General features: G+C 34.4%; 12 protein-coding genes. 8 read left to right on the top strand and 4 right to left on the bottom strand.

What is annotated here, in order from left to right; genetic code table 11:
• Positions 1–74 precede the first annotated feature (74 nt).
• Positions 75–836 (top strand): lysophospholipid acyltransferase family protein, encoded by a 762-nt coding sequence (locus ES674_RS03230; protein WP_148402541.1) that lies wholly within the window; start codon positions 75–77, stop codon positions 834–836.
• Positions 837–899: 63 nt separating this feature from the next.
• Here the strand turns inward: ES674_RS03230 and ES674_RS03235 are convergent, their stop codons facing one another.
• From ES674_RS03235 to recA, 4 genes are all read right to left on the bottom strand, one after another.
• Entirely contained in the window at positions 900–2,870 is a 1,971-nt protein-coding gene (locus tag ES674_RS03235) for a hypothetical protein (protein WP_148402542.1), read from the bottom strand.
• Positions 2,870–3,412: an RNA polymerase sigma factor gene (locus ES674_RS03240; RefSeq protein ID WP_148402543.1), complete on the bottom strand. Its 543-nt coding sequence runs from the start codon at positions 3,410–3,412 to the stop codon at positions 2,870–2,872. The genes ES674_RS03235 and ES674_RS03240 overlap by 1 nt, the downstream gene beginning before the upstream one ends.
• A 26-nt stretch (positions 3,413–3,438) precedes the next feature.
• On the bottom strand, positions 3,439–3,852 hold the full coding sequence (locus tag ES674_RS03245; protein WP_148402544.1) for a hypothetical protein: 414 nt from the start codon (positions 3,850–3,852) through the stop codon (positions 3,439–3,441).
• A 109-nt stretch (positions 3,853–3,961) separates the two neighbouring features.
• Positions 3,962–4,963, bottom strand: a complete 1,002-nt coding sequence (gene recA / locus ES674_RS03250; protein WP_148402545.1) for a recombinase RecA — start codon at positions 4,961–4,963, stop codon at positions 3,962–3,964.
• A 388-nt stretch (positions 4,964–5,351) separates the two neighbouring features.
• On the opposite strand from recA, the gene trhO reads away from it, so the two are divergent.
• The 7 genes from trhO to ES674_RS03285 all read left to right on the top strand — a co-directional run bounded on the left by trhO (position 5,352) and on the right by ES674_RS03285 (position 13,278).
• Positions 5,352–6,422 carry an oxygen-dependent tRNA uridine(34) hydroxylase TrhO gene (trhO, locus tag ES674_RS03255; protein ID WP_148402546.1) on the top strand — a complete coding sequence of 357 codons (1,071 nt, stop codon included), beginning with the start codon at positions 5,352–5,354 and terminating at the stop codon, positions 6,420–6,422.
• Positions 6,423–6,527: 105 nt separating this feature from the next.
• Positions 6,528–7,427: a radical SAM protein gene (locus tag ES674_RS03260; protein ID WP_246125963.1), complete on the top strand. Its 900-nt coding sequence runs from the start codon at positions 6,528–6,530 to the stop codon at positions 7,425–7,427.
• 121 nt (positions 7,428–7,548) lie between these two features.
• Positions 7,549–8,919, top strand: a complete 1,371-nt coding sequence (gene ricT, locus ES674_RS03265) for a PSP1 domain-containing protein (protein WP_148402548.1) — start codon at positions 7,549–7,551, stop codon at positions 8,917–8,919.
• On the top strand, positions 8,909–9,406 hold the full coding sequence (locus tag ES674_RS03270) for a gliding motility lipoprotein GldH (protein WP_148403625.1): 498 nt from the start codon (positions 8,909–8,911) through the stop codon (positions 9,404–9,406). The genes ricT and ES674_RS03270 overlap by 11 nt, the downstream gene beginning before the upstream one ends.
• A gap of 29 nt (positions 9,407–9,435) precedes the next feature.
• Positions 9,436–11,769 carry a penicillin-binding protein 1A gene (locus ES674_RS03275; protein ID WP_148402549.1) on the top strand — a complete coding sequence of 778 codons (2,334 nt, stop codon included), beginning with the start codon at positions 9,436–9,438 and terminating at the stop codon, positions 11,767–11,769.
• 505 nt (positions 11,770–12,274) lie between these two features.
• Complete coding sequence (locus ES674_RS03280; protein WP_148402550.1) at positions 12,275–12,460, top strand: hypothetical protein; 186 nt, start codon at positions 12,275–12,277, stop codon at positions 12,458–12,460.
• A 59-nt stretch (positions 12,461–12,519) separates the two neighbouring features.
• Complete coding sequence (locus ES674_RS03285; protein ID WP_148402551.1) at positions 12,520–13,278, top strand: GLPGLI family protein; 759 nt, start codon at positions 12,520–12,522, stop codon at positions 13,276–13,278.
• The last annotated feature ends 13 nt before the right edge of the window (positions 13,279–13,291 follow it).

The following is a 13,291-nucleotide window of genomic DNA, read 5'->3' on the forward strand; positions in this document are numbered from 1 at the left end:
CAAACTTATTGTAATTCACCAAAGGTAATTTTTTTAGTACAAAAGCTCAATTTATTTAAGTAGTTTTGGCCTCCATGACAATTATTAAACATGCTTTCTGGATATTATATCGCATTTGGTTCTACGTGCTCGTTGCAGTGCCTATAATTATTATGTTGCCATTGCTAGTTATATCTATTCTTAAAGAATCTTGGTATCCTTATTTTTATAGATTGGCGCGCATTTGGGCGCGGGTTATTTTAATTGGAATGGGTTTCAACACCCAAATTACTTTAGCCGAAAAATTAGAGCGAAAAGCCAGCTATATGTTTATTGGCAATCACACATCCATGGCTGATATTATGCTGATGTTAGTGGTTTCCAAAAATCCTTTTGTATTTGTTGGCAAAAAGGAATTGGGTAAAATTCCCTTATTCGGATTCTTTTACAAGCGAACCTGTATTTTAGTAGATAGAAGCTCTGAAAAGAGCCGAAAAGCCGTTTTTTTAAGAGCACAACGCCGTTTAAAACAAGGTTTAAGTATTTGTATATTTCCTGAAGGCGGTGTGCCTGATGAAGCTATAATTTTAGACGATTTTAAAGATGGTGCTTTTAGGTTAGCCATTAATCATCAAATTCCAATAGTGCCCGTTGTATTTTTAGATAATAAAAAACGATTCCCATTTACATTTTTCAGTGGAAGTCCAGGCAGAATGCGGGCTATAGGTTTTAATTTTATTTCTACAGAAGGCCTTCAAGTTTCAGATACCAAAGCCCTTAATAAAGAAACGCGGGACTTAATTTTACAGGCTCTGAAAACTTCTGAAACCAAAAAAGCTACTCTTGGCACAGAATAGCTTTCATGTTCATAATGATCTTTTTAAATTAGTAAAAACATCATTAATCAAACCAACTAACAATTAAAACTTATAACTAAAACCGGTGTAAACCCCTATAATATAAGGTTTAAAGTTTCCGGAGGTATTGTCAAAACCATTTAACTGGTACTTAAACGTAGGCTCTAAATTAAATAGGAATTTATCTGTAAACTTATAATTCATACCAATTCCTAAATTAGTACTGAAACTCACACCATTTACATTATTTGCTTCACCTATATAAGTTTTGTACTCTTCAAATTCCGAATACACGGCATTATCATTTAAAAAGAAGGTACTCATCCCGCCTATAACATTCAAGCCAAAACGGCTATTTACTATTTTATATTCTAATTCTACAGGCACTTCATAATAACTTAAACGCTGACTGATAGCGGCATTATACAGTTTATTATTTATTTGCTGAAAGCCTAAATTATCACCACTAAAGGCGCTTAATGTTTGACTTCCTGGCGCTAGATCTATGTTTCGAAGTGGATTTGGGTTTTCAGGATTGGTGGTAGTTGGTGAATTGTATAAAATAACATTATCTGTATCATAACTTAACTTCAAAGAATTGACACCAGACCGAATAGCTAATTTTTTATTAATAGCATAACTCACATTCACACCATAACTGGTATTGGTTTCGCCACTTTTAGAATTGCTTACAAACTCTTCATCAAGGTGTGAGCCTTTTCCCAACGAATTGTAGTAAACAGGCGCAATTATCGCTTGGACTTGCCACCTATTTACTAGTTTTTCATCTTCTTCCTTTTCAATGGTCTTTTCGGCTTCCGCAATAGCTTCCTCAATTGAAGGTGATTCACTTTTAAGCGAATCACCAACCATCAAGTTTCCCTCTTTTTCTTTTTCATTTTGAGGTATATTGCTTGACTTAGCATTCCAAGCAATGGCATCTTGCGAGCTTTTTTCTTTCAACAAATTGTTTTCCGAATTTGAAACGACTTGCTGATTATCCGTGTTTGTCGTATTCGCGTCCTTGTTATTTTTGTTGTTAGTTGAAGCTACCTTATTATCGTTGTTTTGTTGCGTATCGTTTTTATTATTGTTTTTTGATGCTGCATTTTTTGCAATAGCATCTTGTTCTTTTGTTGAACTTAATTGTTTTTCTTCCGAAGTAGAAACGGCACGCTGCATGTCAGATGCCGTTTTTGAATTCTCCTTCTCGCTGTTGATAGTTAAAGCTACCGTATTATCGTTATTTTGTAGAGTCTTTTCAGAATCGCTTATTTCTGATTTAGATTTATTAGCAACAGCTCCTGTTTCCATTGTTTTGGAAGTTGACACTGCATTTTTATTTACAGCAACTACCGTTTTGTTTTCTGAATCTGTATTTCCTAAACCTTCTGATGTTTTTACCGCTACTTTTTCTGTGGAAATAGTATAGGCATTATTTTTTTTCTTATTTCCAACTGCTTTTCTATTTTCAGAATTGGATTTACCAGAAACGTAGTTTGTTTTCTGACTAGCAACCTTATTAGTATTATTGGCGTTTACAACTGATTTATTTGAGATAACCGCTGCATTATTTTCGGCATCTTTATTAGTGTTTGAACTTTCACTGTTTACATTTTCCGTATTAGCAACCGCTTCGTTTTCTAAATTTGATAACTTATCGGCATCCGATTTATTCAGAGTTGAATCATTGGTTTCTAAACTGATTTTATTTGCGTTGTCGTCATAATAATTCTCCAAACTATCAGGATTTAAAAGGCCTGAACCCGATCGTGTTTGGGTATCTACAGTTCGCTCTTCCGGTGAAATTGAATTATCAGAACCTGTAAAAACAATTGAACCTATCGTTATTAACAATGCCAAACCAGCGGCAATGCTAGCCAAACGCATCCAAACTGGAAAACCCGCTTTAGGAGTTTCTGTTTCCAATGCCATCTGCTTTTGAATTTTCGACCACAATTCAGGATTGGGCTTCGCCTCAAAGTCCTTAAAGGATTCTTGAAAAATTCTATCGATGTGTTTTTTACTACTCATTATAATGACTGCGCGTTAAAACTCGCTTTATATGCTTCAATTTTATCTTTTAATATTTTTCGTGCTCTTGCCAAATTCGATTTTGATGTACCATCAGAAATACTTAACATTTCGGCTATTTCTTTATGAGAATAGCCATCCATAACATACATGTTAAATACCAATCTATATCTGTCCGGTAGTTCTTGAATAATTTTCAATAGAAATTCAAGTGATATATCTTCATCATCAATTTCTATGGCTTCATCTTCAATGAAATCTTCATTTATAATTTCAAAAACGCCTTGTCCTCTGTAACACTGCAACGCTGTATTAATGGCAATTCTCTTTAACCAACCCTCAAAAGAACCTTTATTATTAAACTGACCTATTTTTTTAAAAATAGTCATAAATGTGTCCTGCAGATTATCTTCCGCTTCGACGTAATTTCTAGAATACTTTAAACAAACCGAAAATAATTTACTCGAAAAGAGCTGATATAATTCGCTTTGTGCTTGAGTATCATGATTACTACATTTTTGTATGAGTTGATTTAAACTCACATGAAACACATTTAGTTAAAAGTTAATTAATCAACGACTGGAACTTCAAAAATGAGATATTCATCCTCTCCAGCATCGTTGCTGCCATGCCAAAATTTAAATACATACGTATTTTTATCCCTAGCTGGTTTGAATGTAAATGATTTTTCTACAATTTCATTCGTTGTTGCACAGCCATTACTTCCTGTAAAAACCGTATTCATAACGGCTATCATGTATCCATCAGGTTCAATATTAGAATAAATGTCTTTGAAAATATGACATTCCGTTGGCCTAATGTAGGTTAGGAAAATTTCATATTCTTGACCAAAAACAAATTCATCTGGTACAATAGTACTTTCTACTGGTAACATAACAACAGAACTTGACTGCACTTCATCATCACTAACGCTACAGGCTAATGATAAAAGGGCAAACAGGCAAATAAATAATTTTTTCATAATTTGAGGCAAACCTTAAATACTGTGTTTCACTCTGTAGATGCACTAAAAGCCAAAAGGTTGCGTCGAGATAAAAAAAAATCCCAAATAGATTGGGATTTTTTTTAGTTTAAGCTGATTTAATGAGCTCTTTTATTTTAACTTCCAGCTCGTCCATGAGTTCTGGATTGTCCTTTATAAGTGCTTTAACGGCGTCACGACCTTGTCCTAATTTGGTGTCGCCATAACTAAACCAAGATCCCGCTTTTTTAATGACTTCATACTCTACAGCGATATCTAATATTTCACCTACTTTGGAAATACCTTCGCCATACATAATATCAAATTCGGCTAATCTAAAAGGTGGAGCCACTTTGTTTTTTACAACTTTAACACGTGTTTTATTTCCTTGAACATTGCCATCCGTATCTTTTATTTGTGTAGATCTTCTAATATCTAAACGTACCGAAGCGTAGAATTTTAATGCATTACCACCAGTAGTGGTTTCAGGGTTTCCAAACATAACCCCAATTTTTTCACGTAATTGGTTAATGAAAATTACCGTACAATTGGTTTTACTAATAGAGGCCGTAAGTTTACGTAAAGCTTGAGACATTAAACGGGCATGTAATCCCATTTTAGAATCGCCCATTTCACCTTCAATCTCTGCTTTTGGTGTTAAAGCTGCAACCGAGTCAATAACAACAATATCAATAGCGCCTGAACGAATTAAATTGTCGGCAATCTCTAAAGCTTGCTCACCGTTATCTGGTTGCGATATAATAAGATTATCAATATCAATTCCTAATTTTTCTGCATAAGTACGATCAAAGGCGTGCTCTGCATCAATAAATGCTGCAATACCACCAGCTTTTTGGGCTTCGGCAATAGCATGTAAAGTTAAAGTAGTTTTACCTGAAGATTCTGGACCATATATTTCAATAACACGTCCACGAGGATATCCATTTACACCTAATGCAATATCTAATCCTAAAGAACCCGAAGAAATAGCCTCGACATCTACAACGGCTTGATCACTCATTTTCATTACCGTTCCTTTACCGTAAGCTTTATCTAATTTATCTAAAGTTAGTTGTAGTGCTTTTAATTTAGCTTCTTTTTCGTTGCTCATTTCTGTTTTTTTTATCTTGTGAAAGTGCTGCTAAAATACTACTCTTTTTCCACTTTACAATTTTATGACGCAACCTTTTTGTTGTTTTTGCATCTACTTAATAAAGCTGGGAAACTTTTGATATGAGATTTTTTAGAAAAACATTATTAATAGGAGAATTAGGCGCTTCAGTAGCTGTTTTATTAAACGGTAACTGTAAAGCCGACGGTGGTTAGCTCGGAAAGGTATTTTTTTGAATAACAAAAAAAAATATTAATAACGAGTTAGTCTACTCAAAGCACTTTATAATTTATTATAAAGTGCTTTTTGTTTGGTGACAATTCATAACCGCAAAAAAATAGTACATTTGCGGCTCAAATAATCTTTAACCTTAAAACATTAGTATAGCATGCAACTGTACAATACCTTAAGCGCTAAAGAAAGAGCAGAACTTATTGAAAAAGCGGGCAAAGAACGCTTGACAATCTCTTTCTATATATACGCGAAAATTGAAAACCCCGAAATCTTTAGAGATCACTTATTTCTAAATTGGAACCAGCAAGACGTTTTAGGACGTATTTACGTGGCCAAAGAAGGCATTAATGCCCAACTTTCTGTTCCTGCAGATAATTTTAATCTGTTTAAAGATTTTTTAGACTCCATTTCTTTTTTAGAAAACGTACGCTTAAACATCGCTATTGAACACGATAATTTTTCTTTTTTGAAGTTGAAAGTAAAAGTGCGTGATAAAATTGTAGCCGACGGTTTAAATGATGACAGCTTTGACGTTACCAACAAAGGAATTCATGTAGAAGCCGAAGAATTCAATAAACTTATTGACGATCCAAACGTAATCTTGGTGGATATGCGAAATCACTATGAAAGTGAAATTGGTCATTTTAAAAATGCCGTTACGCCCGATGTAGATACATTCCGTGAATCTTTGGATATAATTGAAGCCGATTTAAAAGATCATAAAACTGATAAGAAATTAGTGATGTATTGCACTGGTGGAATCCGTTGTGAAAAAGCTAGTGCTTATTACAAGCATAAAGGTTTTCAAAATGTATATCAGTTAGAGGGCGGTATTATTAATTATGTGCGCCAAGTAGAAGCCCAAGGATTAGAAAATAAATTTATAGGTAAGAATTTTGTGTTTGATGAACGCCGTTCTGAACGTATTTCAGATGACGTAATTGCCCATTGCCACCAATGTGGTGAACCGGCAGATTTACATACAAATTGTGCTAACGAAGCTTGTCATTTACTATTTATTCAATGTGATGCTTGCAAAGAAAAAATGGAGAATTGTTGTTCGGCATCCTGCCAAGAGGTTATTCAATTATCGTTTGAAGAGCAGAAAAACCTGCGTAAAGGCCAAGGCAATAGTAACGATATCTTTAAAAAAGGACGCACAGACCATTTGCCTTACAAAAGGGATTTAAGAAATATATTTGATATCTTGAACAAAACCAGCTAAATGAATGTTTACAGGCTGCTAAAGTTAAATAGGAAAATAAAAAGCCACAGAATTAAATTTCTGGGGCTTTATTTATTGCACCGTTTTAATAAACGCTACTTGGCCGTGAATTTAGATCCGGTTTTGGCTTGCAATTTACGTTGTAAAATGTGCCATTTCACGGATGCTGAATATATAAAAACATTAAAAGGTCAACTGGAAGATGATGAGCTGGAAAAAATTGCAAAAACTATTTTTAATCGGGCATTAAAACTTCAAATTGGCTGTGGTACAGAGCCTACTTTATATAAGAATTTGGTAAAAGTTGTGGAACTAGGAACCTTTTATAACGTGCCTTATATTTCTATTACTACGAATGCTAATTTGCTTGACGAAGAAAAAATTGAAGCGCTTTTAAAAGCTGGTTTGCATGAATTTACCATTTCCCTTCATGGCGTACACAAGGAAACTTATGAAAATTTCATGAAGCAAGGTAGCTATGAGAAATTCCATTTGGCGCTAAAAGCCTTCGCAAAACTGAAAAAGAAATATAGTTTCAAAGTGCGCATTAATTACACCTTTAACAAAGATAACTTCTACGAATTAGCCGATTTATTTTCACATTTTAATGGCCAAAGTTTTGATATTCTACAAATTCGTCCCATCCAAAAAATCGGAAATACCGAATATAACAACTTTAATTTGGAGCCTTTACGCGCTGATTATTCTAAAATAATTAACCAAATAAAAGCCAGTTGTAGAGTGAAAAACATAACACTTTTAGCTTCGGATTCCATTCCAAATTCTAAACAAATAAATACGTCTAGTTTAATTTTCGATTATACATTTTTTTACATTTCGCCACAAGAATTTTGGTATAAAGGCGCCACTTGGAGCCACGAGAGTTTTAATGCGCACGCCAAAAAAATAGGCTGGCAGCAATTGCTTTTACGCAATATTTTCAAGTCGAAAAAACAATTAAAATCACTTCCAAATCGGTTGAATTACGAAATCGAATTCAATTAATTTCCTTTTAGAAATTAGACTTTTCAAGTCAGTAGAATAATAGTATATTTACATCTTACTAACAGAGTATTAATCGTCTTCTGAAGCGTATGGCTTCAGAATCACTATATATTATTAATTTATGGCTTGTGGAAGTTGTTCAACAGGAAAAGATGGTCAGCCAAAAGGATGTCAAAATAACGGCACATGTGGTACTGATAGTTGTAATAAACTAACGGTATTTGATTGGCTTGCAAATATGACATTACCCAATGGCGCAGAGCCTTTTAATTGGGTTGAGGTACGTTTTAAAAACGGCCGAAAACATTATTATAAAAACACAGAAGGTCTAACTTTAAGCATAGGCGATATTGTTGCCACTCAAGCAGAATACGGTCATGATATTGGCATGGTTACCTTAAGCGGTGAACTCGTGCGTGTGCAAATGAAACGTAAAAAAGTTTCAGAAAAAGACCCGGAATTTCTTAAAATATACCGAAAAGCATCTCAAAAAGATATTGATATTTGGTCTGATGCTCGCGATTTAGAAGAACCGATGAAGGTGAAAGCCCGTCAGTTTGCTATCAATTTGAAATTGCACATGAAAATTTCAGATATTGAATATCAAGGTGATGCCAGCAAAGCAACTTTTTATTATACAGCTGAAGAGCGCGTAGATTTTAGAGAGTTAATTAAATTATTTGCCAAAGAGTTCAAAACCCGAATTGAAATGAAACAAGTAGGTTTCCGCCAGGAAGCTTCACGTTTAGGAGGTATTGGATCATGCGGTCGTGAATTGTGTTGTTCAACATGGTTAACAGATTTTAGATCGGTAAGTACATCTGCAGCGCGTTACCAACAATTATCATTGAACCCGCTTAAATTAGCAGGTCAATGTGGTAAACTAAAATGTTGTTTAAATTACGAATTGGATACGTATTTAGATGCTATTAAAGATTTCCCAAAAACAGAAATAAAACTCTACACCGAAAAAGGTTCTGCTGTCTGCCAAAAAACAGATATTTTTAAAGGTCACATGTGGTACGCTTATGAAGGTGAGTGGATGAATTGGCATTTAATTACTAAAGATCAGGCCAAAGAAATTATTGAGCAAAATAAGCAAAAAATAAAGCCTGCAAGCCTTGAGGAGTACGCTGTTGAGTTAACAAGAGATACTAAAAGTGAATATGAAAACGTTGTTGGGCAAGATAGTTTAACACGTTTTGATAGTCCAAAACACAATAAGAAACGTAAAAGTACCAAAGCAAAAGGTGATAGGCCACAAAATAAGGCACAAGCAAGTAGTAGAGAAGATAAAGATGGAACTGATTCTAAAAGAAATAAGCCAGCTGCCAACAAACCCAAACCTAGAAACAAGCCAAATCCTAGAAAAGAAGTAATGAGTAGGAATGCAAATACGAATCCAAAAACGGAGGAGAATAAACCTAACAAACCAAACCCTAGAAAGCGCAAACCGCAAAGTAAAAAGAACGATTCTGATGATGCGAAGTAAGATTCTATTTCTAATTGTTACCGCTTTTGTAGTTTTCACAGCTTGCGATTCTAAACGGGTTTATGACACCTACCAATCCATGCCAAATGCATGGCATAAAGATTCGGTGGTTCAGTTTAATTTTGCAGCACCAGATTCTATAAATAAATATAATTTGTTTGTTAACCTTCGCAATAACAACGATTATCCTTTTAATAATTTGTATTTAATTGTTGAAATGGATTTTCCAAACGGCAAGGTTTTTAAGGATACGTTACAGTATAAAATGGCCAAACCAGATGGTGAATTATTAGGTACTGGTTTTTCAGATGTTAAGGAAAGCAAACTCTGGTATAAAGAGGGCGTTATTTTTAATGAAATTGGCGAATATAACATTAAAATTCAACAAGCCATGCGTGAAAATGGCAAGGTAAATGGTGTTGTAAATTTAGAAGGCATTACAGATGTGGGCTTTCGTATTGAAAACGCCGACATATCAAAAGAATAATATACCATTAAAACGACTTTATAATTACAATGGCAACAAAGAAAGAAGCAAAAAAACAGACAAATACATCCAACGAGTTTCAAAGTTATGTACGTTGGTTTTGGAAAGTATTTTTAGGAGGTATTCTTGCCATTGTTTTGCTGTTTTTATTAGCATCTTGGGGTGTTTTTGGTGAATTGCCAGATTATACCGTTTTGGAGAATCCGAAGACAAATTTAGCAACTGAAATTATTTCTTCAGATGGGAAAACGTTGGGGAAATTCTACTTTAATGATAACAGAACACCTGTTAGTTTTGATGAATTGCCTAAAAATTTAGTGGATGCGCTAGTAGCAACTGAAGATGTAAGATTTTTCGAACATTCTGGAATTGATGCTCGTGGCACATTAAGAGCAATCTTTTTTCTAGGTGAAAGGGGAGGTGCTAGCACCATTTCTCAACAATTAGCGCGACAATTATTTGTCGGAGTTCGGTCAAAAGGATTTGATAAATACACCCAAAAAGTAAAAGAGTGGATTATTGCCACCAAACTAGAAAGACATTATACGAAAGAGGAAATTATTGCCATGTATTTCAATATCTACGATTTTGGTAATAATGCCGACGGTATTCGCTCTGCAGCTAGTATTTATTTTGATAAAGAACCACATGAGTTAGATGTTAAAGAATCTGCTATGTTAGTTGGGATGTTTAAAAATTCATCACTTTACAATCCAAGACCTCATAAAAATCCAGTTGGAACCCAAAATCGTCGTAATGTCGTTTTGGAACAGATGGAAAAGTATGATTTTATTACCGAAAAAACCAGTGATTCAATTAAAGCAATAGACCTTGGTTTACGCTATTCACCACAATCACACCGCGATGGAATTGCCACTTATTTCCGAGCCTATTTAGATGGTTTTATGAAAGATTGGATTAAAAATAATCCAAAACCAGATGGTGAAAAATATAATTTATACGGTGATGGCTTAAAAGTTTATACTACTATAGATTCGCGCATGCAAACTTATGCTGAAGACGCGGTAAATAAGCATATGCCAAGACTGCAAGCGGCATTTGATAAACAAAACACACCAGAAAAAAACCCAACAGCGCCATTTTTAGAATTGAGCAAAAGTGATATTGAATCTCTTATGAGCCGAGCCATGCGTCAATCTGAACGTTGGCGAATTATGAAAAAGGCAGGTAAATCTGATAAAGAAATTATTGCTTCCTTTGATAAAGAAACAGCCATGTCAATTTTCTCATGGAAAGGCGAAATAGATACCATTATGAAACCTATGGATTCTATGCGTTATTATAAAAAATTCCTTCATCCTGGAATGATGTCTATGGATCCGCTAACAGGGCATGTTAAAGCCTGGGTTGGTGGTATGAATTACCGACATTTTCAGTATGACCACGTAAAGCAAGGAAAACGTCAAGTAGGTTCTACATTTAAACCTTTTGTTTATGCTACAGCTATAGACCAGTTGCATTTATCGCCATGCTATAAAATGCCGCGTTCACAAATAACTATTGAAGCCATGAAGTTTGGAAATCCGCAACCTTGGACACCTAAAAACTCGGATGGGAATTACAGTGGTGAGCTTACATTAGAAGCGGCCTTAGCGGAATCTGTAAATACGGTTACGGCACGTTTAATGGATAAAGTAGGGCCACAACCTGTTATAGATTTAGTAAAAAAATTGGGAGTGGAATCTGATATTCCAGCAGTACCATCCATTGGATTGGGAACTGCAGATTTAAGTGTGTATGAAATGGTGGCTGCATATGCCACATTTGCTAACCAAGGTGTTTATACCAAACCCGTAATGGTAACGCATATTGAAGATAAAAATGGGACAGTCCTATATCAATTTACACCAGAATCTCGCGATGTAATTAGTGAAGAAACAGCTTATGTCACTGTGAAGCTTTTGGAAGGCGTAACGCGTAACGGCTCAGGGGGGCGTTTAAGACGTACTTGGATGCCTACAAGTGGCGTATATCCAGAAATTATTACAGGATATCCTTACGAACTTCAAAACCCAATAGCTGGTAAAACAGGAACCACACAAAACCAAAGTGACGGTTGGTTTATGGGCATGGTTCCAAATTTAGTAACAGGTGTTTGGGTTGGTGCAGACGATCGTGCTACGCACTTTAAAGGTATTGCTTATGGGCAAGGCGCATCTATGGCCTTACCTATTTGGGGCATGTATATGCGTAGCTGTTATGCAGATGAAGATTTAGAAATATCTACAGGTAATTTTGAAGCGCCTAAAAACCTGACTATTCAAGTTAATTGTGCAACTTATGATTCTGGTGATGAAGAAGCCAATCCTTCAGGAGAAGTTCCGGAGGAGCTTGATTTTTAATTCATATCATCTTTTATTTTTAACAACAAGTTATAAAAATTTCAAAAGCCATTCATTTCCGAATGGCTTTTTTGTTTGTTGCTCTTTAGCACAAATATTCTGATAAATAAGACTATCTCAACAAACCCAAAAACACCTAAATGCTGACAGGGGGTGTTTTTACGGTTAAACCGTAACTCGAAAACACGAATTTTACTACTTTTCGATGAAATGCAATAAACGCGGCTTAAAAGCATAGTGATCTGTTTTTTTTTTTTACGTTTGGCAAGCTAAAGGTAATTATTTTCAGTTTTGAAGATCTTTAAATGATTACTGGACGCATGATCGCGTTCTTAAACTGGCGTCAGTTTTTTTAATTTCCGGATACGGAAAAGTAAATGAAAACTTCAAAAATAAAACTTCAGCAAAACTTCTAAATTAAAACTTCAAGGCTTTATTAAAAGCCAAAACGTTTATTAATCAACCTGTTCTAAAAAATGAAAACAGGTTTAAAATTTTAGAAATTATGAAGAAAGTATTTAGTATTGTAGCTTTAACTGTTTTTATGGCAGGAAATTTAAATGCTATGGAAGTTCAAAGAAGTCTATGTGAAGAAATGGCTTGGCATGGTGCGGAAGTAATTTATGTTATGACAGGCGATAATATTTTTGCTGGTCAATATCTGGAATTACAACTATCAAAATGTGAATAATTTTTTTATTATCAAGCCATATTAAGAATTCTTAATATGGCTTTTAAATTTTGGAAAACATGAAGAAATATTATTACATAATTTTTTTACTTTTAGTTTGTTTAAATGGGTTAGTCAGCTTTGCACAAAGCAATCAATTATCTGGTACCGTTACTTACACTGTAAGTTTAAAACCTTTTAATGACTTTATGAAAGAGCGGTTTAAAAAGGAAGGGTATAAATCAGGACTACAAATTTTTAATGATATGGCTAAAACAGCCTCCAATTTTGAGTGTAAATTAAGCTTTAATAGATTTCAATCTAAATTTGAGTTAGAAAATGCTATGGGATTAGGTGATATAGATAGAAAAATGTTTTTGGCAATGAGAGCAGTAACACAAGGCACTTATTATTCTAACTTAATGACGCAAAAACAAGTATTGCAAGATAATTCTAGCCAGGAACTTTTTATAGAAAGTAAGCTTGAAAGAATTACGTGGCAACAAACCAAGGATATAAAAAAAATAGGGGATTATATTTGCTACAAGGCTATTGCTATCAAGGAATTAATAAACGCAGAAAAGATTACTATAGAAGTTTGGTACACACCACAAATACCTGTAGCCTTCGGACCTAAAGAATATGTAGGCAGTTTGCCAGGCATTGTTTTAGAATATAAAGATAATGTCGTTCATTTTGTGGCTAAAAAAGTAATATTAAACCCTAAACATCTCAAAGTTATTAATTGGCCTACAAACAAAACAATAAGCAAAGAAGACTATAAAAACCAGAATGAATATTCCTTTTCAACTTTAAGAGAAAGTCACGGCAAAGATTAGAAATTGTAAGAAC

The organism is Bizionia myxarmorum (genome assembly GCF_008086205.1).
GTDB classification, from domain to species: Bacteria; Bacteroidota; Bacteroidia; order Flavobacteriales; family Flavobacteriaceae; genus Algorimicrobium; species Algorimicrobium myxarmorum.